Annotated in this window: 27 protein-coding genes; 7 read left to right on the top strand and 20 right to left on the bottom strand. The window is 61.9% G+C overall.

What is annotated here, in order from left to right:
- The first annotated feature begins 180 nt into the window (after window positions 1-180).
- Window positions 181-450: a 30S ribosomal protein S20 gene (gene rpsT, locus E4656_RS17010; RefSeq protein ID WP_135484515.1), complete on the top strand. Its 270-nt coding sequence runs from the start codon at window positions 181-183 to the stop codon at window positions 448-450.
- An 84-nt stretch (window positions 451-534) separates the two neighbouring features.
- Here rpsT and E4656_RS17015 read toward each other — a convergent pair whose 3' ends face one another.
- Genes E4656_RS17015 through cysM form a run of 5 tightly spaced genes read right to left on the bottom strand, consistent with a single transcriptional unit; the run spans window position 535 to window position 5,391 of the window.
- Window positions 535-846 (bottom strand): hypothetical protein, encoded by a 312-nt coding sequence (locus E4656_RS17015; protein WP_135484516.1) that lies wholly within the window; start codon window positions 844-846, stop codon window positions 535-537.
- Entirely contained in the window at window positions 843-1,298 is a 456-nt protein-coding gene (locus E4656_RS17020; protein ID WP_135484517.1) for a hypothetical protein, read from the bottom strand. Before E4656_RS17020 ends, E4656_RS17015 begins: the two co-directional genes overlap by 4 nt.
- 42 nt (window positions 1,299-1,340) lie before the next feature.
- Window positions 1,341-2,183: a nucleoside triphosphate pyrophosphohydrolase gene (gene mazG / locus E4656_RS17025; protein WP_240754013.1), complete on the bottom strand. Its 843-nt coding sequence runs from the start codon at window positions 2,181-2,183 to the stop codon at window positions 1,341-1,343.
- A gap of 30 nt (window positions 2,184-2,213) precedes the next feature.
- Window positions 2,214-4,466 carry a GTP diphosphokinase gene (gene relA, locus E4656_RS17030; protein WP_135484519.1) on the bottom strand — a complete coding sequence of 751 codons (2,253 nt, stop codon included), beginning with the start codon at window positions 4,464-4,466 and terminating at the stop codon, window positions 2,214-2,216.
- 22 nt (window positions 4,467-4,488) lie between these two features.
- A complete protein-coding gene (cysM, locus tag E4656_RS17035; RefSeq protein ID WP_135484520.1) occupies window positions 4,489-5,391 on the bottom strand; it encodes a cysteine synthase CysM in 903 nt (300 codons plus the stop codon).
- A 231-nt stretch (window positions 5,392-5,622) separates the two neighbouring features.
- On the opposite strand from cysM, the gene E4656_RS17040 reads away from it, so the two are divergent.
- Entirely contained in the window at window positions 5,623-8,397 is a 2,775-nt protein-coding gene (locus E4656_RS17040) for a response regulator (RefSeq protein ID WP_135484521.1), read from the top strand.
- Between the two features lie 9 nt (window positions 8,398-8,406).
- On the opposite strand, the gene acpS is transcribed toward E4656_RS17040, so the two are convergent.
- From acpS to E4656_RS17100, 12 genes are all read right to left on the bottom strand, one after another.
- Window positions 8,407-8,784, bottom strand: a complete 378-nt coding sequence (gene acpS / locus E4656_RS17045) for a holo-ACP synthase (RefSeq protein WP_135484522.1) — start codon at window positions 8,782-8,784, stop codon at window positions 8,407-8,409.
- Window positions 8,781-9,467, bottom strand: coding sequence for a DNA repair protein RecO (gene recO, locus E4656_RS17050; RefSeq protein WP_135484523.1), 687 nt, complete (start codon window positions 9,465-9,467; stop codon window positions 8,781-8,783). The genes acpS and recO overlap by 4 nt, the downstream gene beginning before the upstream one ends.
- Window positions 9,467-10,396: a GTPase Era gene (era, locus tag E4656_RS17055; protein ID WP_135484524.1), complete on the bottom strand. Its 930-nt coding sequence runs from the start codon at window positions 10,394-10,396 to the stop codon at window positions 9,467-9,469. Before era ends, recO begins: the two co-directional genes overlap by 1 nt.
- Window positions 10,393-11,076, bottom strand: a complete 684-nt coding sequence (gene rnc / locus E4656_RS17060; RefSeq protein WP_135484525.1) for a ribonuclease III — start codon at window positions 11,074-11,076, stop codon at window positions 10,393-10,395. The genes era and rnc overlap by 4 nt, the downstream gene beginning before the upstream one ends.
- Before the next feature lies 1 nt (window position 11,077).
- On the bottom strand, window positions 11,078-11,470 hold the full coding sequence (locus tag E4656_RS17065) for a DUF4845 domain-containing protein (RefSeq protein ID WP_135484526.1): 393 nt from the start codon (window positions 11,468-11,470) through the stop codon (window positions 11,078-11,080).
- 13 nt (window positions 11,471-11,483) lie between these two features.
- The gene (gene lepB, locus E4656_RS17070; protein ID WP_135484527.1) at window positions 11,484-12,533 is read right to left on the bottom strand and encodes a signal peptidase I; all 1,050 of its coding nucleotides are present in this window, start codon (window positions 12,531-12,533) and stop codon (window positions 11,484-11,486) included.
- A gap of 32 nt (window positions 12,534-12,565) precedes the next feature.
- Window positions 12,566-14,365, bottom strand: coding sequence for a translation elongation factor 4 (gene lepA / locus E4656_RS17075; RefSeq protein WP_135484586.1), 1,800 nt, complete (start codon window positions 14,363-14,365; stop codon window positions 12,566-12,568).
- Between the two features lie 194 nt (window positions 14,366-14,559).
- The gene (locus E4656_RS17080) at window positions 14,560-15,927 is read right to left on the bottom strand and encodes a DegQ family serine endoprotease (protein ID WP_240754015.1); all 1,368 of its coding nucleotides are present in this window, start codon (window positions 15,925-15,927) and stop codon (window positions 14,560-14,562) included.
- 125 nt (window positions 15,928-16,052) lie between these two features.
- Complete coding sequence (locus tag E4656_RS17085; protein WP_135484529.1) at window positions 16,053-16,553, bottom strand: SoxR reducing system RseC family protein; 501 nt, start codon at window positions 16,551-16,553, stop codon at window positions 16,053-16,055.
- Window positions 16,554-16,586: 33 nt separating this feature from the next.
- Entirely contained in the window at window positions 16,587-17,558 is a 972-nt protein-coding gene (locus tag E4656_RS17090) for a MucB/RseB C-terminal domain-containing protein (protein WP_135484530.1), read from the bottom strand.
- Window positions 17,555-18,076 (bottom strand): sigma-E factor negative regulatory protein, encoded by a 522-nt coding sequence (locus E4656_RS17095; protein WP_135484531.1) that lies wholly within the window; start codon window positions 18,074-18,076, stop codon window positions 17,555-17,557. The genes E4656_RS17090 and E4656_RS17095 overlap by 4 nt, the downstream gene beginning before the upstream one ends.
- A gap of 6 nt (window positions 18,077-18,082) precedes the next feature.
- On the bottom strand, window positions 18,083-18,742 hold the full coding sequence (locus E4656_RS17100; protein WP_420812692.1) for a sigma-70 family RNA polymerase sigma factor: 660 nt from the start codon (window positions 18,740-18,742) through the stop codon (window positions 18,083-18,085).
- A 171-nt stretch (window positions 18,743-18,913) separates the two neighbouring features.
- Here E4656_RS17100 and nadB point away from each other — a divergent pair, with 171 nt between their 5' ends.
- Window positions 18,914-20,548 (top strand): L-aspartate oxidase, encoded by a 1,635-nt coding sequence (gene nadB / locus E4656_RS17105; protein WP_135484532.1) that lies wholly within the window; start codon window positions 18,914-18,916, stop codon window positions 20,546-20,548.
- Here nadB and E4656_RS17110 read toward each other — a convergent pair.
- Together E4656_RS17110 and E4656_RS17115 are read right to left on the bottom strand one after the other, a co-directional pair.
- Window positions 20,498-20,929, bottom strand: coding sequence for a hypothetical protein (locus tag E4656_RS17110; RefSeq protein WP_135484533.1), 432 nt, complete (start codon window positions 20,927-20,929; stop codon window positions 20,498-20,500). The two genes, nadB and E4656_RS17110, sit on opposite strands and share 51 nt — an antisense overlap.
- Window positions 20,916-21,167, bottom strand: a complete 252-nt coding sequence (locus E4656_RS17115) for an FAD assembly factor SdhE (RefSeq protein WP_135484534.1) — start codon at window positions 21,165-21,167, stop codon at window positions 20,916-20,918. Before E4656_RS17115 ends, E4656_RS17110 begins: the two co-directional genes overlap by 14 nt.
- A 160-nt stretch (window positions 21,168-21,327) precedes the next feature.
- On the opposite strand from E4656_RS17115, the gene ygfZ reads away from it, so the two are divergent.
- The gene (gene ygfZ / locus E4656_RS17120; protein ID WP_135484535.1) at window positions 21,328-22,212 is read left to right on the top strand and encodes a CAF17-like 4Fe-4S cluster assembly/insertion protein YgfZ; all 885 of its coding nucleotides are present in this window, start codon (window positions 21,328-21,330) and stop codon (window positions 22,210-22,212) included.
- A 21-nt stretch (window positions 22,213-22,233) separates the two neighbouring features.
- A complete protein-coding gene (locus E4656_RS17125) occupies window positions 22,234-23,064 on the top strand; it encodes an HDOD domain-containing protein (RefSeq protein WP_135484536.1) in 831 nt (276 codons plus the stop codon).
- Here E4656_RS17125 and E4656_RS17130 read toward each other — a convergent pair.
- Entirely contained in the window at window positions 23,049-23,321 is a 273-nt protein-coding gene (locus E4656_RS17130; RefSeq protein ID WP_240754017.1) for a YkgJ family cysteine cluster protein, read from the bottom strand. The two genes, E4656_RS17125 and E4656_RS17130, sit on opposite strands and share 16 nt — an antisense overlap.
- 50 nt (window positions 23,322-23,371) lie before the next feature.
- Here E4656_RS17130 and E4656_RS17135 point away from each other — a divergent pair, with 50 nt between their 5' ends.
- Both E4656_RS17135 and mgtE read left to right on the top strand, forming a co-directional pair.
- Window positions 23,372-24,142: an alpha/beta fold hydrolase gene (locus E4656_RS17135; RefSeq protein ID WP_135484537.1), complete on the top strand. Its 771-nt coding sequence runs from the start codon at window positions 23,372-23,374 to the stop codon at window positions 24,140-24,142.
- Between the two features lie 89 nt (window positions 24,143-24,231).
- Entirely contained in the window at window positions 24,232-25,602 is a 1,371-nt protein-coding gene (gene mgtE, locus E4656_RS17140; protein ID WP_135484538.1) for a magnesium transporter, read from the top strand.
- Window positions 25,603-25,654: the final 52 nt, after the last annotated feature.

Consider the following 25,654-nt stretch of genomic DNA (forward strand, 5'->3'; position numbering starts at 1 on the left):
GATCTTCCCTGTAGCTGTACATGGAACGTTGAATAGGGGGTAAGGCCACGCAGTCTACTGGAAACGCGCTGCCACTGGAAAGCGGTTTGGTTTGACAACCCCGGGACTCGCGCTTAAAATCGCGCGCCCTGATACCCAGTTATTTAAACCGAATTTGGAAATTGATAGGAGCGCACCACTGTGGCAAACAATCCTGGTTCTCGTAAACGTGCACGCCAGACGGTAAAGCGGCGTGCCCATAACGCCAGCATGCGCTCTATGGTACGCACGTACGTGAAGAAAGTAGTTGCGCAGGTCAAAGCTGGTGACTACGAGGCAGCCAAGAAAGCCTTGTCTGCCGCACAGCCGAAATTGGATGGCATGGCTCGTAAGGGTCTTATCTCCAAGAACAAGGCCGCGCGCACCATGAGCCGCCTGTCTGGTCACGTCAAGGCCCTGAAAAAGGACTGAGACAGCGTCGACTGACTGACGCACCGGAAGCAAAAAGCCAGCATGATGCTGGCTTTTTTGTGTCTGCTGTATCTGTTGGGGCGGCTACATCGGCGTGATGTAGAGATCACCCCAGAGCATGATGCTGCGATAGATCATCCAGCCCGCCCAGGCAAACACCACCATGGCCGGTACCATGATCAGCAGCGGGGTCAGGAACAGCGGAAATAGCAGAAAGCCGACGATCCAGACAATCCAACTCTGCCAGAACATGCGCAAACCGGCCCTGGCTACAGGATGCCGGGTGCGCCAGTACAGCCACCAGGACCAAAGACCGGCCGGTATCCAGAGCACCAGCGTAAAAGCACCCAGAAAGAACAGCCCCAGTATGCACTTGAGCTGGGTTTCGGTTTTCATTCGTTCTCCGCCTGCATCAACACGGCCTGCACCGGCGCCCAGAATTCAGCCGCCGAATCAGGCTCGAAGGCACCGGACTCCCAGCGGACCTGTACCTGTACTTCAGTGCAGTCACCATGATGGTCTGCCAGGCCCCAGAACACTTCCCAGGTCTGCCCCTGCACGTCCACAACTACCTGCTCCACCTGGGCGGACCGACTGCGGCTCACCGCTTCAGTCTGCACCGCGTCCGGACTGGCGTCCAGCTCTGCCAACTGGGTAATGGCGCCGGTGTCACTGATGCGGTCACGCAATACATCCCAGTCTTCCACCAGAGTCTGGAACAGTGTCAGGCTGTCGCCTTCGGGTGACACCAGGGGGCGAGTATTCGTGCACTCATGTGCCACGGCCAGACCAGAGAGGCTGGCCCAGACAATCATTCCACCGGTCAGCGTACGCCAGCTAGCAGTCATGTATCTGTGAGCTCCTTCCATTGTGTTCAGGGATCATTTGCGTCAGCGCGGGGTCTGCTTCCGGCTTTGCTTGGCAGCCTGCCAGAGACGGTCCATCTCGTCCAGAGACGCTGCATCCAGTGTGCACCCTTGCGCCGCCAGAGTCTCCTCGATAAAACGAAAACGGTCGCCAAATTTACGGTTGGTGCGGCGCAGGGCACGCTCCGGGTCCAGGTCCAGATGGCGGGCCAGGTTGATCGTCGCAAACAGGATGTCGCCCAGCTCACCTTCCATGGCCTCGATGTCGCCCTGCTCTGCAGCTTCCTTCAGTTCATCCAGTTCGGAATGCAGCATGGTCCAGACCGGCGCCACGTTGTCCCAGTCGAAACCGACCCGGGCCGCCTTCTTCTGCAGTTTGGTCGCCTGCACCATACCGGGCAGTGTCGAGGGTATGCCGTCCAGCACGCTGGGCGGCCGGGCGGCAGAGGGGTCGGCGGCCGCTTTTTCTTCCGCCTTGATGCGCTCCCAGTTGGCGGCAATCTCCGCTTCGCTGAGCGGGGCGTCGCCCCGCCGGCTGGCCAGGGTGCCATCGGGGAATACATGGGGGTGGCGGCGCAGCAGCTTCTCGGTAATGTCATGCACCACGTCGGCAAAGCTGAAATCACCCTGCTCATGCGCCATCTGAGCATAGAACACGATCTGGAACAGCAGATCCCCGAGCTCCTCGCGCAGATGCGTCCAGTCACCGCGTTCTATGGTGTCGACCACCTCATACACCTCTTCCAGCGTATGCGGCACTATGGTTTCAAAAGTCTGCTTCTGGTCCCAGGGGCAGCCATCGACGGGGTCCCGCAGGCGGGCCATCAGCGTCAGCAGGTCATCCAGGCGGTAGCGTTGCGGGTTCAAACTGTTGCGACTCCTGTCTGTCATGCGCGCTCAGGACGCCGCGCTCACGGGCTGTGACTGCCGGCGACATTCCACGATATTGGGTATTTTCTCGATCTGGCTGAATACGCGCGACAGCTGCTGCAGGCCATCGATTTCCAGCGTCAGCTTGATACGGGCGGCCGTCTCGCTCTTGTCAGTCAGGGTGTTGGCCGCCAGCACGTTCACATGGGCATTGGCCAGCACCATCATGATGTCGCGCAGCAGCCCGGTACGGTCATGGGCTTCGATCATCACATCCACCGGGTAGGCATGGCGTATTTCGCGGCCCCAGCTGACTTCAATGATCCGCTCCGGCTCGCTGTTGCGCAGCTGCAGCAGGTTGACGCAGTCCTCGCGGTGTATGGACACGCCGCGCCCCTGCGTCACATAGCCCACAATGGCATCCCCCGGTACCGGCTTGCAGCAGCCGGCCATGGTGGTCAGCAGGTTACCCACACCCTGGATATAGAGGTCATCGTCGATCGGCCCCTGATCCTTCGGCCTCGAGGTAGGCAGCTCTTTCATTTCCGGTTCCGGACGCTGCTCGCGCTCCAATGCGTGCACCACCTGCATCAGCTTCATGTCGCCGGAGCCGATGGCGGCAAACAGGTCATCGGCCGACTTCTGCTTCATGGTACGTGCCAGGGCCGCAAAGTCGGGCGTGGACAGACCAAAGCGCTTGATTTCCCGCAGCAGGGCCTGCTTGCCATCGGCTTCGTTCTGCTCTCGGTCCTGCTCCTTGAACCAGGCTGCCACCTTGGCCCGGGCCCGGGAGGTATTCACATAACCCAGATCGCTGTTCAGCCAGTCCCGACTCGGGTGGCTGTTGGCACCGGTAAGCACTTCAACCTGATCGCCGATCTGCAGCGTGTGATTCAACGGCACCATGCGACCGTTGACCTTGGCGCCGCGGCAGGCATGGCCAACCTCGGTATGCACCCGGTAGGCAAAATCCACCGGCGTGGCGCCTGCAGGCATATCGACAATATGGCCTTCCGGGGTCAGCACATAAATGCGGTCATTGGTGACTTCACGGCGCACATCGTCCACATGCTCATTGCTGGCGGCGAGCTCATCGTGCCATTCGAGCACCTGGCGCAACCAGGCCATCTTGTCTTCATAGCCCTGGCTGGCATTGCGCACATCCGTACCCTTGTAGCGCCAGTGCGCGCAGACCCCCAGTTCGGCATCCTCGTGCATCTGTTCGGTGCGGATCTGGATTTCCACCACCTTGCCCTCCGGCCCGATCACCGCTGTATGCAGCGAGCGATAGCCATTGGGCTTGGGCGAGGCGATATAGTCGTCGAATTCCTTCGGGATATTGCGCCAGGTCGAGTGCACAATGCCCAGCACGCTGTAACAGTCGCGCACTTCCGGCACCAGAATGCGCATGGCCCGAATGTCATACACCTGGGAGAAGCTGATGTTCTTGCGCCGCATCTTGCGCCAGATCGAATAGATATGCTTTACCCGGCCGTGCACCAGGCCCTTGATGCCGGCCTCGTCCAGCTTCTCCTGCAGGATGGACAGTACATTGCGTACATAGGCTTCACGGTCCAGCCGCTTTTCGTCCAGCAGGCGGGCTATCTTCTTGTACTCGGTCGGATACAGGTAGCGGAAGGACAGGTCTTCCAGTTCCCACTTGATGTGACCGATACCCAGGCGGTGAGCCAGCGGTGCATAGATATCCGCCACCTCGCGGGCCACCCGATAGCGCTTGGCGGCCGGCGCATTCTTTACCGCCCTGATGGCACAGGTACGCTCGGCGATCTTGATCAGGGCCACGCGGACATCATTGATCATGGCCACCAGCATGCGGCGCACATTCTCGGCCTGCGAACCACTCTGCCCCAGTACGGACTTGCGGGTGCCCCGGTGCTTCTGCTGGATGGCCGCCATGCGCAGTACCCCGTCCACCAGCTTGGCGACTTCCGGGCCGAACTGATCCTGCACGGTATCCAGCGGCAACTTGCCCTCGCGCACGCTGCGATAGAGGATAGCGGCTTCCAGAGTCTCCTGGTCCATCTTCAGGCCGGCCAGTATCTCGGCCATTTCCAGCCCCGCACGGAAGCTGCTGGTGCCCTCGGACCACATGTTCTCTGCCGCCAGAGCTTCTTCTTCGGCACGCCGGGCAATGCGGCAGGCCCGCAGCAGTTCATCTTCGTCCAGCACCACCACCTGGGCGCGCAGGCGTTGCATCCAGGCTTCCAGGTTGACTGTGCCGTCCATGGAGATCGGCTGTTCGTCTCTGACTTTGACCATATGGACCTCTTGCAGAGCAGCGTCAGCGGGACGCGAAAACCCCGGTCGACAGATAGCGGTCACCGCGATCGCAGATGATGGCGACAATCACTGCATTTTCCAGTTGCCGGGACAGCTCCAGTGCCGCCCAGACCGAGCCGCCGGAAGACACACCGCAGAATATGCCTTCTTCACTGGCCAGGCGGCGCATGGTGTCTTCGGCTGCCTGCTGGGGGATGTCGATAATCTGATCCACCCGCTGACGCTCAAAGATAGACGGCAAATAGGCTTCCGGCCAGCGTCGTATGCCCGGAATCTGCGCCCCGTCTTCCGGCTGCAGGCCGACAATCTGTACGTCCGGGTTCTGCTCCTTGAGGTAACGCGACACCCCCATGATGGTGCCGGTCGTGCCCATGGAACTGACAAAGTGAGTCACCTGGCCCTGGGTTTGCGCCCAGATCTCGGGCCCGGTACCCTCGTAATGGGCACGCGGGTTGTCCAGATTGCCAAACTGGTTCAGAACCAGGCCTTCGCCGCGCGCCTGCATGGCATCGGCCAGATCCCTTGCACCTTCCATGCCCTCTTCCTGGCTGACCAGAATCAGTTCGGCGCCGAAAGCCGCCATCGAGGCCTTGCGCTCGGCACTCATGTGGTCGGGCATGATCAGTTTCATGCGATACCCCATGATGGCTGCGGCCATGGCCAGCGCGATGCCGGTATTGCCGCTGGTGGCCTCGATCAGCGTATCGCCGGGCCTGATGTCACCGCGGGCCTGTGCCTGCTGAATCATCGACAGGGCCGGCCTGTCCTTGACCGAACCGGCCGGATTGTTGCCTTCCAGCTTGGCCAGAATGGTATTGCTGGTCTGCCCGGGCAGCCGCTGCAGCCGCACCAGGGGCGTATTGCCGACAAAGTCTGCAATGGTGGGATAGTCGAAAGCAGCCATGATTCATGCAACCTGTAGCGGTGGTCTGAAAACAGGGCCGTAGTGTAACGATTCAGACTGCAGTTGGGTAATGTAGAAAGAGAATAAGCACCCCGGAAACCGGTTATGCCTGTTGCCCTCAATTGACGCCTGCCGGGCGCGGCATTACTCTCGACACTGATTCTGCGCCGCCGGCGGCATTGCCGGCCATCCGCAGCTACTCGCCATCAGCCCAGTGGTTACCCGACAGTCATGCAAGCCAGCCTTAACCGCCGCCTCCTGCAACTCGCCCTGATACCGGCACTGGCATTCGCGCTGCTGCTGACCCTGTTCTTTGCCCTGACGCTGATCTGGCAGTCCCAGCGCGAATTCAGTGTGCAGACCGAGGCGCTGACCCGGGCCGCCGTCCCCGCCATACTGACCGCCCTGCGCCTGGGTGATGACGAGATGCTGGACAACGCCGGCCAGGATGTACTGAACGCGCCCCATGCCCGCTCTGTGGTCGTGCTGTCCAGCGCCGGCGAGCTCATGCTGCAGCGCGGCAGCCAGGTCGAGCTGGCCGGCGAGGCCGCTGCCCTGACGGCGGACACCCGGGGCCCGACTCGCCTGCTGCGGGTCGACGAACGCCCCTGGCAACGCATCATCGTACCCTTGCAGGACAGCATCGACCCGGAACAGCCTGTCGGCTGGCTGCAGGTGGACTACTCTACCAATGATCTGGCGCTGGCCAATTATCGCCTGATTTCCATCGGTGCCCTGGTAGCGCTCGCCGGCGTCGGCCTGATCTGGCTGCTGGTACTGATGCTGTCGAGGCCCATCACGCTGCCGTTCTATCAGGTCATGGACACGCTGCGGGAACTCTCCGAAGGGCGCCTGAGCCAGCGCGTGAAGGTGACCCACGGCGGCGATCTCAGAGCCCTGGGAGAAGGCATCAACCAGTTGGCAGCAGCCCTGGAGAATGCGCGCGACGAGATGCAGCACAGCGTCGACCAGGCGACGCAGGATCTGCGCGAAACCCTGGAAACGCTGGAGATCCAGAATATCCAGTTGAGCACGGCCCGCCGCCAGGCCATGGAGGCCAACGAGGCCAAGACGCAGTTTCTGGCCAACATGAGCCACGAGATCCGCACGCCGCTGAACGGTGTGATCGGTTTCATCAAGCTGCTGGATCGCACCGGCCTGACCCAGAAGCAGAAGGACTATGTCAGCACCATCCGGCAGTCGTCCGAGAGCCTGCTGGTCATCATCAACGATATTCTCGACTTCCTGAAGCTGGATGCCGGCAAGCTGGAACTGGAACGGCGCAACATGAACCTGCGCGATCTGGTCGAGGATGTACTGGACATGCTGGCCCCCATGGCGCAGGAGAAATCCCTGGAACTGATCGCCCTGGTCTATGAAGACGTACCGCTGCAGGTCATCGGTGACCCTCTGCGCCTGCGTCAGGTCATCACCAACCTGGTCAACAATGCGATCAAGTTTACCGACAAGGGGCATGTGGTGGTGCGTATCGCCTCCGAAGGCCAGTCCTCTTCGCGCCATCGCATCCGGCTGGCTGTCAGCGACACCGGCCCGGGCATCGCGCGCGACAAGCAGCGCTCGCTGTTTCGTGCCTTCAACCAGGCCGATGCTTCCACTTCTCGCCGTTTCGGCGGTACCGGCCTGGGCCTGGTGATCTGCCAGCGCCTGGTACAGCGCATGGGCGGCAAGATAGAAGTGGAGAGTATGGAAGGCGATGGTTCGACCTTTGCGGTGCTGATCGATTTCGAACTGGCTGAAGACACTGTCGAGGCGACCCTGCCGGAGGCGTCACCACTGGCCGGCGTGGAAGCCTGGTACTGGGAACCGCAGGAGCTGGCCAGCCTGTCGCTGCAGCATCACCTGGAACGCTGGGGCATGTCGGTACAGGCGCTGGATGCCGGCACCCCGCCCGACCTGGCGCCGGCACCGCCGGAAGGCCAGCGCATTATCCTGCTGACCTGGCAGCCCGAGCACCACGACTGGCTGCATACCTTCGCGCGTCGGGCCCGCGACTACGGGGTACCGGTGCTGTTGCTGACGCGCCACAATGATCACAGCGAGTCCCTGCGTGAACTGGAGCAACTGGCCAGCGGCACGATGAACAAACCGGTCCGGCAGAACCGTCTGCAGACGCTCTGCATTCAGGCGCTGCAGACCCAGACCGGGGTGCCCGTCGATACCCCGCCCAGACTGCCGCGCATTCTGGTGGTGGATGACAACAAGACCAACCGCAAACTGCTGGTCGCCTTCCTGGCCGACTTCGGCATTCAGCCCGAAGAAGCCGAAGACGGCAGCGAAGCCATGGCCCGTATCAGTCAGCATGACTATGACCTGGTATTCATGGACATCCAGATGCCGGTGATGGATGGTGTGACCGCCACCCGAGAAATCCGCCGCCATGAACTGGGTGACTCGCATCTGCCGGTAGTGGCGCTGACTGCACACGCCCTGCCGCAGGAGCAGGAAGAACTGATGCGCTCCGGCTTCGATGACTATCTGACCAAGCCGGTGAGCGAGCAGCAACTGGTGCAGACCATCCGTCGCTGGACCGGGGCCGACCTGCACCCACCCGGACGCCTCGAGACCCTGAGCGAGACCCCGGAGGCCGAGGCAGCACAGGCAACGAGCCCTGCCGATGCACCGGTCGATTTCCGTCTGGGTCTGCAGCGCGCCGGCAACAAGCCGGCGCTGGCCCGGGACATGTTTCAGGGGCTGCTGGACCAGTTGCACGAAACCCGCGGGCAGCTTGCAACGCTGCTGGCAGACGGCGACCTGGAAGTCCTGCTGGAACGGGTACATGCCCTGCATGGGGTTACGCGCTATTGCGGCACTCCCGAGCTGGAAACCCGGTTGAGCACCATCGAGCATGCGCTGAAAGAAGATGATCAGGCGGCCCTGGCACCCGCCCTGCAGGAGCTGCTGGCGGTCATGGACCGCCTGTTGCACTGGAGTGAACAGGAAGACTGGGCGCACTGGCTGGAGGAAGCCCGCAGCACCGCATCGTGACGCGTCGTTTCAGGCGCTGATGACCACAAAGGCGACGGCATACTCGGCCTCATCCGACAAGGTCAACCAGCACTGCCGGCCGCCACAGGCTTCCAACTGCGCCAGGGCGCCATCAAACAGGGTCACCTCGGGTCGGCCCAGATCGTCATTGCGCACCTCTATGCTCTGAAACCCGACACCGCCGCGAATACCGGTTCCCAGCGCCTTGGCCACCGCCTCCTTGGCGGCCCAGCGCTTGGCCAGATAGCGCAGCGGTGTCGCATGGTCACGCAGGTTCTCCCGTTCAGTGGGCGTCAGGATACGCTCGGCCAGCCGCTCACCATGGCGCGTCCAGGCCTCTTCCATGCGCGCGATGCGGATGATGTCCGTGCCCACGCCGACAATCATGATTGGCTCCCCTTACCCGGAACTCGTGTGCGGAACAGCTCACGACTGACCAGGCTCTGTTCTCCCAAATGATAGCTCAGGGCCTGGCGAAACAGGTGCTTGGCCAGCAAAGCCACCGCCGGCTGGTCCAGATGGTTATTCTGCAGCGCCAGCAGCAACTGCCCTTCCAGCTCGCCATCGTCTGCCGCCACAAAGCGATTGCAGCCGTCAAAGCGATAGCGCTGCGCGGCGTGCAGCGGCTCCCCGGCCACATCTTCCCGAAAGTCGATGCCAAAGCCCAGCTGTTCCAGCAGTCGCCGCTCGAAATAACGCAGCAGCGGCTCTGCCGGCGTGCCGGCCTGCAGTCCCTTCAGGGTAGCGTAATAGGTACCAAACAAGCTTTCTGCGTTGACCCAACGCGGCAGCAGGCGACCGCAAAGCTCATTCAGATAGAGGGCCAGATAGGCGCGCTGGCCGGTCAGACGCAGTACAGGACCCGCAATTTCCAGATGCTGGCAGCGCTGCCAGTCATCCCGGCCCTGCAGTTCGGCATGATAGGGCTGATAGAGATAGACCGCATCCCGACCCCTATAATGGGCCGTTATCTGGCCCCGGTCAGACGTAAACAGACGCAGCAGCCAGGAATCTTCCCGGTAGGGTGTCCGCTGCAACACAAAGGCATTGACCGGCGGCAGCCCAATCATCAGTCCCTGTAACCGAGACTGCGCAGGGCCCGGTCATCGTCGGACCAGCCGGCCTTGACCCGCACCCAGAGGTTGAGCATCACCCGCTCGTCCAGCAGACGCTCCAGATCCTTGCGGGCCTCGGTACCGATCTGCTTCAGGCGGCTACCACCGGAGCCGATAACAATGCGTTTCTGGCCGTCGCGTTCCACCAGAATCAGGGCATGAATATGAACCACGCCCTCATCCTGTTCCCAGGATTCAATCTCTACCGTGGCCGCATAGGGCAACTCTTCACCCAGTTGACGCATCAGTTTCTCGCGGATGCTCTCGGCGGCCAGGAAACGCAGCGTGCGGTCCGTGATCTGGTCGTCCGGGAAGTGATGGGGGCCTGCGGGTATGGACCTGAACAGCCACTCCCGAATGGGCTCCAGATTGAGGCCGCGCAGGGCCGAAATCGGAAATACCTCGGCAAAATCGCGGCGCTTGTTCAGCGTATCGATATGAGGCAGCAACTGCGCCCGGTCACTGACCTGATCCACCTTGTTGATCACCAGACCGACCGGGCAGCGCGCATTCTGCAGATGCCCCAGTACCAGTTCATCTTCTTCCGTCCAGTGAGTGCGGTCGACCAGAAACAGCACCAGATCAACATCTTTCAGGCTCGACAGGGCCGACCGGTTCATATACTGGTTGATGGCCTTGTTGACCGGCTTGTGAATACCGGGCGTGTCCACAAACACCACCTGATGCGCGCCCTCGGACAAGATACCCGTGATGCTGTGGCGTGTGGTCTGGGGCTTGCGCGAGGTAATGCTGAGCTTCTGCCCCAGCAGATGATTCATCAGCGTCGACTTGCCCACATTGGGCCGCCCCACTATGGCCACAAAGCCGCACTTCTGCTCTTCGGCACCTTCTTTGTCTGTCTCGGTGTGATCACTTGCGGTCATGCTTTCTGTCCCAGTTGGCGAAGCGTTTTGCGCGCGGCGGATTGTTCGGCGTGACGACGACTGGACGCCGAAGCCACTACAGCCATCTCCAATTGTGCCACTGTACAACTGACGGTAAAGGTCTGATTGTGGGCCTCGCCGTCGACCGCAGTCACCTCATAGCGCGGCAGGGCCTGACCCTGCCCCTGCTGGAATTCCTGCAGCCGTGTCTTGGGGTCTTTCAGCACCAGCTCCGGGTCCATGCTTTCCAGGCGGCTCTGCCACCAGGCCATTACCCGCTTCTGGGCGGCGGCCATGTCCGCATCCAGGCTGATGGCACCGATCAGCGCTTCCACACTGTCAGCCAGAATGGAAGAGCGTGTATGGCCGCCGCTTTTGAGCTCGCCGGCTCCCAGTTTCAGCCAGGGGCCAAGATCGAACTCGCGCGCCACCTCGGCCAGCGTATCGCCCCGCACCAGGGCGGCCCGATAACGGCTCAGATCCCCTTCGCGGGCGCTGGGGAACTGTTCATAGAGTGCCTGCGCTATGGTGCAGTTGAGAATGGCGTCACCCAGAAATTCGAGCCGTTCATTGTTGTCTGCACCAACACTGCGGTGGGTAAGGGCCTTTTCCAGCAAGCGAGGGTCCTTGAACTCGTAACCCAGCCGCTGCTGGATACGCTTCAGGTCATTGGGTGTCATATCAGTAGGTGAACTGCTCGTTGAAGTAGATGATGGCGTCGACATTGAACAGCACCGGAACACGGCGTTCATAGTCGAGCGTGATATTGACCGGGCCGGTGCCCTGAAAACTGAACACGTCGTTGTCCAGGCTGACCTGATTTACCCGTGCCCGGCGCTGGAAGGCTTCCTGAAACTCGAAGCGGTCAAACTCGCCCCGGGTGTCTTCCAGGGTGCTGTTGATGATGGAGCGGGCATACATGAACTCCACATAAACCGGCACCACGCGCACGGCCAGGTTGATGAAGAAGATCAGCACCACCAGCAGCAGAAGCAGCACCAGCTTGCCGGCGCCGCGCTGGCGAGCCGGGCTGGCGGGGGTGAAAGCAGATCTGGTGCGTGGGTCAGTCATCATGAGGCTCGGTTGTTCAGTGAATCAGGCCAAACCGACTGAATGACGGCAGGCTGAGCAGATTGGGCCAGAACATCCAACGCAATACTGCCTTGCCCTGCAGCTCTCTGCCATCCACGAACGGGCTGGTGCCGTACTGCTGCTGCCAGAATCGTGAATCCAGTGAGTTGTCCCGGTTGTCTCCAACCACAAAATAATGCCCCTCGGGTACCCGCATGTCCAGCGGTGGCCAGTTGGGGGTCGGCGAGTTGTCGAACTGGTAGATATGATAGCTGTAATCGCCATGTATCTCTTCATAAACACTGATGGCGCGACCACGCTCGGTACGCTGTTCGACCAGCTCGCGTTCCACCAGTTCGCCATTGACCCAGATATCACGCGACTGGAAGTCGTAGCGCACATGATCACCGCCGACGGCCATGACCCGCTTGATGTAGTTCTGGTTCTCCCGGTGCGGCGGCGTGAAGACCATCACCTCACCATGCGCAGGGTCCGCCACCGGCACCACGACCTGCTTGATGATCGGGATGCGCACCCCGTAGGAATACTTGTTGACCAGCAGGAAGTCCCCCACCAGCAACGTCGGGCGCATGGATTCGGACGGAATCTGATAGGGCTCGAACAGGAAGGAGCGCAATACCACTACCAGGGCCAGCACCGGGAAGAAGCTGCGCGCATATTCCACCATGCTGCTTTCGGTGCGTGCCATGCGCTCGACCTGTTCACCCTGGACCAGTTCCGCGATGCGCCGGCGCAGGCCACGCACCAGCACCCGATCCAGCAGCGCAACCAGGCCGGCATACAGGGTGCCCAGAATCAACAGCAGAGCCAGGTCACGGCTTTCCTGAATGGCCAGATACAGCACCAGCAGAATCAGTGGGAAGCCCAGAAGCTGGCTTGGATAGGTCCACGGGGAGCGACGCAGCAAAGGCTGCACTTCCGCCGTCGCAGCGCCGGCCTGGAGCCGGGTCAGCGCCTTCCGCAGGCGACTGCGCTCGACAACAAACACATCCACCAGCCAGAACAGCGCCAGCACGGATAAAACGATCGAAGCCAGTTGATACACAGTCTGCCCCTCTGCCCGGGTCTAGTAATTCATCAGTTGTCGGCTTTCAGCACGGCCAGGAAAGCATCCTGCGGAATTTCCACATTACCCACCTGCTTCATGCGTTTCTTGCCCTGCTTCTGCTTCTCGAGCAGCTTCTTCTTCCGCGTGACATCACCACCATAACACTTGGCAGTCACGTTCTTGCGCAGTGCCTTGACGGTAGTGCGTGACACTACCTGTCGGCCGATGGCCGCCTGGATAGCCACATCGAACATCTGACGCGGGATCAGTTCCTTCATCTTCTCACAGAGTGCACGGCCACGACTGTGAACCTGGTCACGGTGCATGATGACCGCCAGCGCATCCACCTGATCGCCGTTGACCAGAACATCAAGCCGCACCATGGGTGCCGCCTGATAGCGGTCGAAGGCAAAATCAAGCGAGGCAAAACCGCGGCTGGCGGACTTCAGCCGGTCAAAGAAATCCAGCACGACTTCGTGCATGGGCATGTCATAAATGACATTGACCTGGCTGCCGGTGAACTGCATGTCGACCTGCGTGCCGCGCTTTTCGGTACAGAGTGTAATCACTGCACCCAGGTGCTCCTGCGGTACCAGAATATTGGCGCGCACAATAGGCTCGCGGATTTCCTCAATGGCACCCGGCTCCGGCAGTCGCGACGGATTGTCGACATAGATGGTGGTGCCGTCGCTCTTGATCACTTCAAAGACAACCGTGGGGGCTGTGGTAATCAGATCCAGGTCGTACTCGCGTTCCAGCCGTTCCTGGATGATCTCCATGTGCAGCATGCCCAGGAAACCACAGCGGAAACCGAAACCGAGGGCATCCGAGCTCTCCGGCTCGTAGAACAGGGAGGCATCGTTCAGGCTGAGTTTCTCGAGCGCATCACGGAAATCTTCATAGTCGTCGGAGTTGACCGTGAACAGGCCGGCATAGACCTGCGGCTTGACCTTCTGAAACCCGGGCAACTGGGCCACATCCGGCGTCTTGGCAGAGGTGATGGTGTCCCCCACCGGCGCGCCGTGAATGTCCTTGATGCCAGCCACAATATAGCCCACTTCACCGGCCTTCAGTTCCTGAATGACATGGCGTTTGGGGTCAAAGTAACCGATCTCGTCAACCCCGTGCGCCTTGCCGGTGCTCTTGATCAGAATCTTGTCGCCCTTGCGCAGGCGACCGTGGCGAATGCGCACCAGCGATACCACGCCCAGATAGTTGTCAAACCAGGAGTCGATGATCAGCGCCTGCAGGTTGCCTTCGATATTGCCCTGCGGCGGCGGTACTCTTCTGACCAGTTCTTCCAGCACATCCTCCACACCCTGCCCGCTCTTGGCGCTGCAGCGCACGGCGTCCATGGCCTCCAGGCCGATCACGCTTTCGATTTCCTGCGCCACGCGTTCCGGTTCGGCCTGCGGCAGGTCGATCTTGTTGAGGATAGGTATCACTTCCAGATCCTGCTCGATCGCCGTATAGCAGTTGGCCACCGACTGGGCTTCCACGCCCTGGGCCGCATCCACCACCAACAGCGCGCCCTCGCAGGCAAACAGCGACCGGGAGACCTCATAGCTGAAGTCCACGTGCCCCGGGGTGTCGATAAAGTTGAGCTGGTAGGTCTTGCCGTCGCGCGCCCTGTAGTTCAGCGTCACACTCTGGGCCTTGATGGTAATGCCCCGTTCGCGCTCCAGATCCATGCTGTCGAGGACCTGCTCCGCCATTTCGCGCTTGGTCAGGCCACCGCAGACCTGAATAAACCGGTCCGCCAGCGTGGATTTGCCATGGTCAATATGGGCAATAATGCTGAAGTTGCGGATGTGGGACAGGTCGCTCAGTTCTTCACTCACTTAGTCAGGGCCTTTGTCATGCTTGCAGCCGGATGCGTAAAACCACAATGGAAGGCCATTGAGCCCGCACCCGGGGGATAAGAAACGGGGAAGGATTCTAATCAATCGGGGGGGAAATGGCTATGGCGCACAGCGCCACAGAGCGGATAAGTGGGCCAGACAGGCTGGCCCACCCGGCTCGATCAGGTCAGGCCGATGGAAATAAAGCGCGTCGTGCCGTTGCGAACAATGCGCAGGGCGATCCGGCGGCCCTCCGGCAGGTTGGCCATCACACGCTCAAAGTCTTCCACCGAGGTCACGAACTGGCCATGAATCATGGTGATGATATCACCGCTGCGCAGGCCTGATTCCGCCGCCGGTCCCGGCATGACCTCGGTCACCATGACGCCGCCATCGGCGATGTCACGGGCTTCTTCCCGGGTCAGGTCACGCACCAGGATATTGAGCGGGTTGGTTGCTTCATCCGGCACGCCCGGCTGGGCCTGTCCCATCCTCGTGGGTTCCTGCTCCGCCAGCTCGCCCACTTCCAGTGGCAGGGTGATTTCCTCGCCATTGCGCAGCACCAGCAGGTCCACTTCCGTGCCCGGTCGGGTCGCACCCACCATGGGTGCCAGATCGGAGAAGCGAATCACTTCGCGACCGTCAAATTCCAGAATCAGATCACCCGGCTGCAGGCCGGCGGCACGGGCCGGTGTATCTTCATAGACATGCACCACCAAAGCACCCACGGAGCGCTCCAGCCCGAAGGATTCCGCCAGGTCCGGGTCATCGTTGTAGCTGTCGTCCATGGCGATGCCCAGCCAGCCCCGGGATACCTGCCCCGCGGTCTGCAGCTGATCGACGATATCCATCACCAGATTGGACGGAATGGAAAAGGACAGCCCCATGAAGCCACCGGAACGGGTATAGATCTGCGAGTTGATGCCAACGACTTCGCCATCGGTATTGAACAGGGGACCGCCGGAATTGCCCGGATTGATGGCCACATCGGACTGGATGAAGGGCACATAGCGCTCGCCCAGGCTGCGGCCCTTGGCACTCACGATGCCGGCGGTCACTGAATAATCCATGCCAAAGGGAGCGCCAATGGCCAGTACCCACTCGCCCACCTGCAGAGCATCGGAATCACCGATACGCACCGCCGGCAGACCCTCGGCATCGACCTTGAGCACTGCAATGTCGGAGGGTTCATCGGTACCGACAACCTCGGCGCGGAATATCCGGTGATCACTGGTCCGCACCCGTACTTCGGAGGCATTGGCGATGACATGGTGGTTGGTCACGATGTAGCCATCTTCGGAAATAATGAAGCCGGAACCCTGGGAACGCCTGGGTTGCTGCTCTCGCGGCATGCCCGGCATCTGCTCACCGAAGAAATCCCGGAACTGCTCGGGCATCTCCCGACCCCAGGGATCCTGCATCTGCCGAGACTGCTGCTGGCGTTCGGTATCCGCTTCCACTCGCACCACGCTGGCAGACTGCTCCTGCGCCAAAGTGGTGAAGTCGGGCAACTGCTGGGCATGCGCGGCGCCAGCCAGTAATACCATCATAAACAGCCCTGCCCAGGCCTGACTCCAGACGACCAACCTGTGTCGCATACCTCGCCTCCGCGTTAATTCAACCTGTCCGATTAATGTGAGTCATTACGACTGCGTCAAAGTCGCCAACCGCCGTTTTACAGTACTTTTACCGCTTCTGGCACCACGGCATCGGGTGCAGACGGTGTGTTCAAAGTACGCAACAGGCGGGGCTGCCAACGGCTGTCCCGACTCCAGCGAGCCTGGCGGCGGTGCACAGAGAGCAGTGCTGCCGCAAAACAGAGGACAGCCGCAAAAGCACTCAGGAGATTATGTCCGGAGGCAGCATGTATCAGCGTAGCACCTAAAACCAGTGCCAGCACGGGGAAGAGATAAAGCCAGAATGCAGCCCGCAGCAGGGCCTGCTCCGGAATACCAATAATCACGGTCTGTCCGGCAACGGGCAGCGGGCTCTGGGTCGACAGTGACAGCCACAGCCGGGTGCCCTGCTGTTGCACACCATCCCCCAGCACTCTGGACAGCAGGGGCTGACCGCAGCCGGCACGGGCGGAACAGCGCTGACAGGCACTCTGGCGCAGCGTTTCCACACCGACCCTGCCCTGCTCGACTGCCACCACTGTGGCCTGTTCTTCAATCATCGGGCGTCCGCTTTCTGGTATAATTTCAACCGCCTACTGCCACTGGACCCGGGTCAGAACGTCCCTTGCCAGGGCGTCCGGCACATCGCCCACCAGGGCCACTATCCAGTCACCGTGAATGGCCGTCATCAACAGTGTGCTGCCCTGCCGTTCCATAACGGGCTCCGGGGGCTCACCGTTGACCGGTTCCACCATGAGGGAAAATTCTACCATGCCATCGGACCACAGTTGATACCATTCGCCATTGCGGTATTCGTCAATCAGCCGCACGAAGCCGGCCGGGGCGGGTGCCAGTTGCCACACCTCATCAGCGCCGCCGTCCCGGGTCGGCTCGGCCTGCTCGAATTGATGCCAGAACGGCTCGGCAAAGGTGGTGCGAAACCCGGGCGGTACGTCGGCTGCATCGGGGCTGAAGGTCACATAGCGCACATCGGCCAGCACATCACCGTTCGGTGCCAGCCGGCGGTGACGCAGGGCAATGCCGGTCTCGGCGTCCACCCAGACCCGGTGCACCAGCCTGGGCTCGCCGTGCTGGCTGCGCAGCTCGTAGACTCGCGCCGCGCGACTGGCCAGGCGCTCGTCTCCCAGCGCCCACAGCTGATAGTTGGCCGCCAGGCGCTCCGGGTCCATCAGCATCAGGCTGGCAAAGGGCGACTGCGGCACACCATGGTCGGCCGGCACCTCGGTCCCCGGTGCATGCAGGCAGGTCACACGCTCCGGGGTTCGGACCAGTTCCATCAGGGGCCCGTCCAGCACCCGCATACGCTCCTCGTATTCGGTATCGTCCTCGGCACTGACCGTATGCCAGAGCTGGTAGGCCACCTGCAGACCCCCTTCATTGACCGTCAGCACGCCGTTGTATTCCTGCGTGCGGGAGGCATTCAGCAACGTTCGAGACCAGTCTGCGGTGGTGTCAGGGGACAATGCCTGCGGTTCGGCCCCGGCCAGCATGGCCCAGAACAGGAAACTGCACGACAATACCACCCTGATCAGGCCGCTACTCATAGGGCAGATTCTCCATCCGGCACAGCACTGCGCAGCGTTTCTTCCCAGCGCCCCTGGCCACCGGTGCCGGCGTACTGCACATGGCGCGACCAGTAGACTGACTGCGGACTGCGCTCGGCAGCCACTTCAGCGGTCGGCAACTGCACTTCCATCGGGGCTGAATCGCTGCCGGGCGCATGACGGCCCGGGGTCCAGAGGGTGGCCACCGCAACCACCACCAACCCGGCGGCCAGTGCGCCCTGCGCAAACCCGACCCAACGCGACTGCTGCACCTGGCGCCGCTGCTGCCGGACCCGGGCTTCGGCATTCAGGGCCTGATTGACCCCGTCCAGCACATCCGTGGGTGCCTCGGAGCGCAACCCGGCCTGCGTCAGATGCCAGCGTTTCCAGGTCAGCCCGAGGCCCGGATCGGACTGCATCCGCTCCAGCAACCGGCGGGCACTGTCCGCATCCAGTTCATCATCCATCAGGGCCGACAACTGCTCCTGCTCTTTGCGGTAGTCTTCATGCTTGGACATAAGCGGTCACCATTCCAGTTGTTCCCCGGCCCGCCACGATTGCAGGCGACGATCAATAGCCTCACGGGCTCTGAAGATGCGCGAGCGCACGGTGCCGACAGGCGTCTGCATGGTGGCTGCAATTTCATCATAACTGAGGCCTTCGAATTCACGCAGCCGCAACGCTTCGCGCAGATCGTCAGGCAGCGCCTCCCAGGCCTGCCGCACGACTCGTATCATCTCCGAGCCTTCATGCACGGCCGCCGGTGTGGCCAGGTCCTGTGGTTGCTCCGGCCAGGCGTTTTCCGCATCATCAAGGCTGTGGTGCAGCGGCCTGCGCCCGGTCGTCGCCAAGTGGCTTTTGGCCACATTGACGGCAATGCGATACAGCCAGGTATAAAACTCACTGTCACCCCGAAACCCCGGCAACGCCCGATAGGCTCTGATAAAGGTGTCCTGGGTGATGTCAGCAATGTCCTGGCGCTGCCGGGTATAGCGACTGACCAGAGCCGCGACCCGATGCTGGTGGCGCAGTACCAGCAGGTCAAATGCATGGCGATTGCCGGCCTGCACCTGCTTCACCAGCAGCAAGTCAGTCTGGCCCGGCGCCGCTGCAGATGGGCTGGCAGAGGCCTGCTCGGGCGCTGCGGACAGCAGGTCTTCCCCGGTAAGGCTGGCTGACGTCAAATCCGTTTCTCCGCTATCGGCTTGAACTTGATTGTCTTTGAATCGAAACCAGCGCAAAAGTTCCCTCCCCGGGGTCGGGCTCGACAATATGGTGTCGGCATACGACACTGTCAGTCACTTGCCGTGCATGGTTATACTACGCTGCATCAGCCTCAGGACAAAGACCCGGATATGCTGCACGAACTCGACTATGACGTACTGGTCATCGGCACCGGCGCCGCTGGCATGACCCTGGCCCTGAGCCTGCCCGACCATCTGCGTATCGGCCTGGTCAGCAAGGGTGAACTGGGCAGCGGCAGTACCGAATGGGCGCAGGGCGGTGTCGCCGCCGTACTGGAAACCGGTGATTCGGTCGACAACCATATCCGGGACACTGAAACCGCCGGTGCTGGCCTGTGCCACCCGGCTGCGGTGCGGTTTACCGTTGAACACAGTGCCGAGGCCATTCGCTGGCTGGTGGATCTGGGCGTCCCTTTTACCGAGGATGCCGCCTCGGCGCTGGGCTACCACCTGACACGCGAAGGCGGACACAGCCATCGGCGCATCATTCACGCCGCCGACGCCACCGGCCATGCTATCACTGCGACCCTGAACGACCGGGTGCGGCAGGCAGCGCATATCGAGGTGCTGACCTGGCACACAGCGGTTGATCTGATCACGACCGAAAAACTGGGTCTGCAGGGCCCGCGCGAGCGCAGCCGCTGCCTGGGCGCCTATCTGTACAATCAGCAGGCGGATCATGTCGTCACCTGCAAGGCCCGCCAGGTGGTACTGGCCACCGGCGGGGCCAGCAAGGTCTATCTGTACACCAGCAACCCCGACGGTTCGACGGGGGACGGTATCGCCATGGCGTGGCGAGCGGGCTGCCGGCTGGCCAACATGGAATTCAACCAGTTCCATCCGACCTGCCTCTATCACCCGCATGCCAAGTCTTTCCTGATCTCGGAAGCCGTGCGGGGCGAAGGCGGCAGGCTGCTGCTGCCGGACGGCAAACCCTTCATGCAGCACTTTGACAGCCGGGTGGAGCTGGCACCGCGGGATATCGTGGCGCGCGCCATTGACCATGAGATGAAACGCCTGGGTGCCGATCATCTGTATCTGGACATCAGCCACCGCGATGCCGACTTCATCCAGTCTCACTTCCCCACCATTCGCCAGCGCTGTCTGGACTATGGCATCGACATCACCCGCGAGCCCATCCCGGTGGTGCCGGCGGCGCACTATACCTGTGGTGGCGTGGTGACTGACCTCTACGGGCGCACCGACATCGACAACCTCTATGCCATCGGTGAGTGTGCCCATACCGGTCTGCATGGGGCCAACCGTCTGGCCAGCAACTCGCTGCTGGAATGTCTGGTCTTTGGCCGTGCCGCCGCCATCGATATCAGCCGGGACGACACCGAGGCCGCACCGCTGCCCATTCCAGCCTGGGATGAAAGCCGGGTGACGGATTCGGACGAGGACGTGGTGATTGCCCACAACTGGGACGAAGTGCGACGCTTCATGTGGGACTATGTCGGCATCGTGCGTACCAGCAAACGCCTGCTGCGGGCGCGCCACCGGGTCAATCTGCTGCAGGCGGAGATTCACGAGTTCTACAGCAACTACCGCATTTCCAATGACCTGCTGGAACTGCGCAACCTGGTCGCCATTGCCGAAGCCATCATCGAGTCAGCCATACAACGACAGGAGAGCCGGGGGCTGCACTTCACGCTGGACTACCCGGAGCGACTGGACACCGCCCGCGACACCATCCTACCGGGTAAAACGCGCACAAAGGCAGAGTCGGCGCCAGGCCGTCTCTGAGCATTCGTCTGCAAACAGCCAGAGCGGCCGCGATGCCGGGCCAGACAGCACCACCAGTCCGGGCAGTACCCTGGGCCGGCGATAAACTCGCGGCAACCAGACCGGCAGCCCTGCCGGATCAGCGGCCAGACCCAGTTCAAAGCGCCCGCGCCCAAAGCGCAGCCAGAAGCCCTGCGCCGGCGGCCGCAGTGCGGCCAGACTCCATGCGGCCAGCCCTGCTGCTGCAGCCAGCGCCAGCCACCAGGCTGGCTCGGCTGGCCGCCCGGCCCACCACAGCGAAGCCAGCAGCGTCAGTGTCCAGATACCACACAGGGCCAGCAGCGCGCACCGCCAGTAGCGGCGCTGCCGGGCCGCCTGGAAGTACCACTCAGCCTCTGGCATGATCCAGAATCAGGTCGATGATGCGCTGCAGGCCCGGTTCCCTGGCTTCGACACGCCGCATCAGCAGGCTGTACAGATCCTGATCTTCCATTTTCAGGAAGGCTTCGTAGAGCACCTGATCCGGCTCGGACAGGCTTGGATAGACGTCCTGCACAAAGGGCACCAGCAGCAGATCGAGCTCACGCATGCCGCGCCTGCTGTGCCAGAAAAGTCGATTGAGTTTGGCCTGATCCGCCATGAATGTCGTATCCTGTTGAAAATTCGGGGTTGGCCCCCACTAGTGTATTGCACCCATGTTGCAGATGCACCGCAGTTTATGCCAGCGTCATCTGTCGCACCAGTTCCACCTCGGGTCAGGTCGCCGGCCCGACCATCATTGAAGCAGGAGAACACGCCCCATGAGTCTCACCGCCATGCCGCTGGAACAGCACGGACTCCTGGCCATACAGGGGCCGGACAGCCGCCGCTTTCTGCAGGGTCAGTGCACCGCCGATGTGGACAGCCTGTCCCCCGGCCAGTGGATCTACGGTGGTTTCTGCACGCCCAAGGGCCGGCTCTACGCGAACTTTCTGCTGGCCTGCCTGGCCGACGACCATTACTGGCTGATCATGCCGGCTGACATGGTACAGCCGACCATGGAGCGCCTGGGCAAATACGCAGCCTTCTTCAAGACCGAACTCAGTGACCAGACCCTGGCCTGGCACGGTCTGGGCCTGGTCGAGGCCGTGGCTGGCGACCCTGGTCCGGGCACAGTGGACCATGACGACCGCCAGGTGCAGCTCACACTGGACGACAGGCGCCGCATGCTCTGGCTCAACCCGCTGCAGGAAGACCACTACGAGCGCGCTCTGAGCCGCCTGGAGCAGCAGGCGCAGTGGCAACCGTCGGAGTTCTGGGCCCTGCATGACATCAGGGCCGGCCTGGTCTGGGTGCAGCCGGCAACAATCGAATCCTTCCTGCCGCAGACCCTGCACTGGGATGAGCTGGGTGGCGTCAGCTTCTCCAAAGGCTGCTACACTGGCCAGGAGGTGGTGGCCCGTCTGCATTACAAGGGTGCCAGCAAAAAGGGCCTGCGCCATGTCCAGGGCCAGACAACATCTGCCCCGGGGCCACTGAGCCGCCTGCACAGCCCGGAAGGCAAGGCATTGGGCGAGCTGGCCAGCGCCGTGACCACAGCCGACGGCTGGGCCGGCCTGGCGGTACTGCCGTTCGCCCATGAGAGCTCGGACCTGACCATCAATGAGCAGGCAGCCGAGGCAGGAGCCTGGGTGCGGGCCGACTGACCGAACAGCCGAGGACAGACGATGACAACACTGGTGGACAAGGTTAGGGATGATATTGTCGAACGACTGCAGGCAGACCAGCTGACGCTGCCCACGCTGCCGGAAATCGCAGTGCGAGTGCGCGCGGTCGCCGAAGACCCGGAATCCACCATCGTTCGTCTGACCACTGTCATCAGCCAGGATACCGCCGTCGCCGCCCGCATTCTCAAGGTTGCCAATTCGCCGCTGTTTCGGGCCACTCAGGAGATCCGGGATCTGCACCATGCCATCAGCCGCCTGGGCATGGACTACACCTCCAACCTGGCCATTGGCCTGGCCATGGAGCAGATGTTCCAGGCCACCTCGGACATCATCGACGAGCGCATGCGCCGCAACTGGCACATCACCACGCAGGTGGCGCTCTACGCGGCCAAGCTGTCCGAACGCTGCGAGGTATCCGAGGATGAGGCCACCCTGGCAGCGCTGCTGCATCGCATCGGTGTACTGCCGATCCTGACTTACGCCGAAGAATCCGAGCACCTGCAACTCGATGGCATTCATCTGGACAAGCTGATCGGCCATCTGCATGCCCGCCTGGGCCAGGTTATTCTCGAACGCTGGGGCTTTCCGCTGGAACTGATCACGGTGCCGGAAACCTATCGTGACCTGACGAAGGATCTCGGCACGGTCACCCATGCCGATCTGGTGACAGTAGCCAACATGCTGCTGTTCGCCGACAAACAGAATTATTTTGGCCGCACCGACTGGCGCACCACACCCGCCGTCGCCCGCCTCGACCTGCCGACAGACCGCCGTGATCATGTGGTGCAGAGCATTCACCAGGCCGTGGCCGACAATCAGGGGCTGTTCTGAGTTTCGGTTTCCATGCTGTCCAGCAGTTGCAGGGCCTGCCAGCGATCGTGCCCGCAAATGGCCCGGTCGGCGGCAAAATCGGCACAGACCAGGGGCCGCTCGGGCTGACCGAACAGGGCACAGGTATAATCGGGTTGCAGCTGCACGCAGCGCACCCCGGCCGGCTTGCCTTCCGGCATGCCGGGAATCGGTGACGAAATGGAAGGTGCAACGCAACAGGCGCCACAGCCGGGACGGCAGTCCATATGATCGGACATGGCAACGAATCTGACTTGATATGACTGAAGCGACAGGATAACCCACACTGATGGAACTCTACTACCGCACCCAGGGCGATCTGGGTGAACCCCTGCTGATCATTCACGGCCTCTTCGGTGACGGCCTGAACTGGGGCGGTGTCAGCCGCCTGCTGCGTGACGACTTCCACCTCATCCTGCCGGACATGCGCAATCATGGTCGCTCGCCGCATGATGACAACGACTGCTCCTACCCCGCGATGGCGGCCGATGTGTTGGCGCTGATGGACCGCCTGGAACTGGATCAGGTGCAACTGGTCGGTCACTCCATGGGCGGCAAGATCGCCATGGCCCTGGCCCTGCAACACCCGCACCGAGTGCAGGGTCTGACCGTGGTCGACATCGCGCCAAAAAAATATCCGGTGCGCCACCGGGATGTGTTTGCCGGCCTGCAGGCCGTGGCAGAGGCCCGACCCGAGAGCCGCCAGGAGGCCGAAGCCCTGTTGCGACCGCACATTGAAACCACGGCGGTACGCACCTTCATCCTCAAGAACCTGGAGCGCACCGACACCGGCTTCGACTGGCGAGTCAACTGGCGGGCACTGTACGAACGCTATGACGAACTGGCCGACTTCCCGGCCTTCGACACCGCCTATGAGGGCCCCTGCCAGTTTCTGGTCGGCGGAGACTCGGATTATGTGACCCGCGACGACCAGGCCGAGATCAGCCGCCTGTTTCCGCAGGCCAGGGGCCGCGTTGTCGGCGGAGCCGGTCACTGGCTGCATGCCGAAAAGCCGGAACTGGTCGCACGCTGGATACAGGATTTCGTGGAAGCCGGTTAAGACCGCTGGCCCATTATTGCACTCGACTAGCTGTCATCGCCGCGACTGCCCTGCTATACATCCATTGTGTTCAATAACGGGAGAACCCCATGCTGCTTGATGCAAGCCGACTGCAGGAAGTGACCGATCAGGTCAGCCAAAGCCTGCAACAGGGCGATGTGGAGGGCGCGGTCCGCCAGTCCCGACAGGTGTCCGCCCTGCGTCTGGCCCGGCTGGTGACCGAAGCCCCACCAGCGGCTGCCGAGCAATACCTGCGCTCCATACAACCGCATCAGGCCGGGCGCATTGCCACCTACCTGCCGGCGGATTTTACTGCCCGCCTGCTCGGCCAACTGGATGCCGATTTCAGCAGTACCCTGATCTCGGAGATGGAACCGGAGGCCGTTGCGCACCTGATGCCCCGCTTGCCGGAGGTGCTCAGGAGTACCCTGTTTGACCATCTGGCCCCGGACTTCCGGCAGCAGGTCGAGCAACTGGCCAGCTATGCAGAAGGCTCGGCCGGCTCGGTCATGAGCCCGTTCTTTCTATCCATTGAGCCGGATGCCACTGTGCGCGAGGCCATCGATGCCGTGCGCCACGGGCACGAGGTAACCGAACGCACCGCCTATGTCTTCGTGGTTACCCCGAATACCGGCAAGCTCAAGGGTGTGCTGTCAGTGCGTGAACTGCTGATGGCCGACCCCAAATCCAGGGTCAGTGCTGTCATGACCAGCGAGATTTTCGCCGTGCGCACCGATGAAGCGGCAGTGCAAGCCGCACGACGCATTCGCTCGCGGCGCCTGAAAATGTTCCCGGTGGTGGACGAGCAGGACGTACTCGTCGGCGTGATCAGCATCGGTCAGGCCATGGACCTGCTGGCCCACGAAATGGCGGACGAGTTTGTGGCCATCAGTGCCGGCTCGCCGGATGAGTCCTTCTTTACGCCACCGCGCCTGGCCATCCGCAAGCGTCTGCCCTGGATGGCGGCCAATATCTTTCTCAATCTGGGCGCCGTGGCCGTCATCAGCACCTTCGAGGAAACCATTGTGGCGGTAGCGATTCTGGCTGCCTTCCTGCCGATGATTACCGACATGGGCGGTAATGTGGGTATTCAGGCCTTGTCAGTGTCCATCCGCAGCATTGCACTGGGCGAAGCCAGACTGCGTGATTTCTGGCTGGCCGCCCGCAAGGAGATCGCCATAGGGCTGGTCAATGGCCTGGTGCTCGGCACCCTGTTCTGCCTGATCGCCTACTTCCTGGAGGGCAATATAGTGCTGGGCATAGTGGCCGGTATCGCGCTGGGTGCCAACGTACTGATTGCCGGCGTGATCGGCGGCACCATACCCTTTCTGATCAAGCGCATGGGCAAAGACCCGGCCATGATGACCGGCCCGGTGCTGACCACCATCACCGACATCACCGGGGTCACCATCTATCTGGGCCTGGCGACCCTGTTCTTGTCCTCACTGATCGGCCTGTAACACCGGCCTCTGTGCAGCCCGCCACCGCGTCTCTGGACGCTCCGTGCGGGCT

It is taken from the genome of Natronospirillum operosum, assembly GCF_004768465.1.
Taxonomy (GTDB): domain Bacteria; phylum Pseudomonadota; class Gammaproteobacteria; order Pseudomonadales; family Natronospirillaceae; genus Natronospirillum; species Natronospirillum operosum.

Coding starts and splice junctions, on each gene's coding strand:
- E4656_RS17015 (WP_135484516.1), bottom strand. CDS start 846: ATGAAAACCGAAACCCAGCTCAAGTGCATACTGGGGCTGTTCTTTCTG.
- E4656_RS17020 (WP_135484517.1), bottom strand. CDS start 1,298: ATGACTGCTAGCTGGCGTACGCTGACCGGTGGAATGATTGTCTGGGCC.
- relA (WP_135484519.1), bottom strand. CDS start 4,466: ATGGTCAAAGTCAGAGACGAACAGCCGATCTCCATGGACGGCACAGTC.
- cysM (WP_135484520.1), bottom strand. CDS start 5,391: ATGGCTGCTTTCGACTATCCCACCATTGCAGACTTTGTCGGCAATACG.
- E4656_RS17040 (WP_135484521.1), top strand. CDS start 5,623: ATGCAAGCCAGCCTTAACCGCCGCCTCCTGCAACTCGCCCTGATACCG.
- acpS (WP_135484522.1), bottom strand. CDS start 8,784: ATGATTGTCGGCGTGGGCACGGACATCATCCGCATCGCGCGCATGGAA.
- recO (WP_135484523.1), bottom strand. CDS start 9,467: ATGATTGGGCTGCCGCCGGTCAATGCCTTTGTGTTGCAGCGGACACCC.
- era (WP_135484524.1), bottom strand. CDS start 10,396: ATGACCGCAAGTGATCACACCGAGACAGACAAAGAAGGTGCCGAAGAG.
- rnc (WP_135484525.1), bottom strand. CDS start 11,076: ATGACACCCAATGACCTGAAGCGTATCCAGCAGCGGCTGGGTTACGAG.
- E4656_RS17065 (WP_135484526.1), bottom strand. CDS start 11,470: ATGATGACTGACCCACGCACCAGATCTGCTTTCACCCCCGCCAGCCCG.
- E4656_RS17080 (WP_240754015.1), bottom strand. CDS start 15,927: ATGATGGTATTACTGGCTGGCGCCGCGCATGCCCAGCAGTTGCCCGAC.
- E4656_RS17085 (WP_135484529.1), bottom strand. CDS start 16,553: ATGATTGAAGAACAGGCCACAGTGGTGGCAGTCGAGCAGGGCAGGGTC.
- E4656_RS17090 (WP_135484530.1), bottom strand. CDS start 17,558: ATGAGTAGCGGCCTGATCAGGGTGGTATTGTCGTGCAGTTTCCTGTTC.
- E4656_RS17095 (WP_135484531.1), bottom strand. CDS start 18,076: ATGTCCAAGCATGAAGACTACCGCAAAGAGCAGGAGCAGTTGTCGGCC.
- nadB (WP_135484532.1), top strand. CDS start 18,914: ATGCTGCACGAACTCGACTATGACGTACTGGTCATCGGCACCGGCGCC.
- E4656_RS17110 (WP_135484533.1), bottom strand. CDS start 20,929: ATGCCAGAGGCTGAGTGGTACTTCCAGGCGGCCCGGCAGCGCCGCTAC.
- E4656_RS17115 (WP_135484534.1), bottom strand. CDS start 21,167: ATGGCGGATCAGGCCAAACTCAATCGACTTTTCTGGCACAGCAGGCGC.
- ygfZ (WP_135484535.1), top strand. CDS start 21,328: ATGAGTCTCACCGCCATGCCGCTGGAACAGCACGGACTCCTGGCCATA.
- E4656_RS17125 (WP_135484536.1), top strand. CDS start 22,234: ATGACAACACTGGTGGACAAGGTTAGGGATGATATTGTCGAACGACTG.
- E4656_RS17130 (WP_240754017.1), bottom strand. CDS start 23,321: ATGTCCGATCATATGGACTGCCGTCCCGGCTGTGGCGCCTGTTGCGTT.
- E4656_RS17135 (WP_135484537.1), top strand. CDS start 23,372: ATGGAACTCTACTACCGCACCCAGGGCGATCTGGGTGAACCCCTGCTG.
- mgtE (WP_135484538.1), top strand. CDS start 24,232: ATGCTGCTTGATGCAAGCCGACTGCAGGAAGTGACCGATCAGGTCAGC.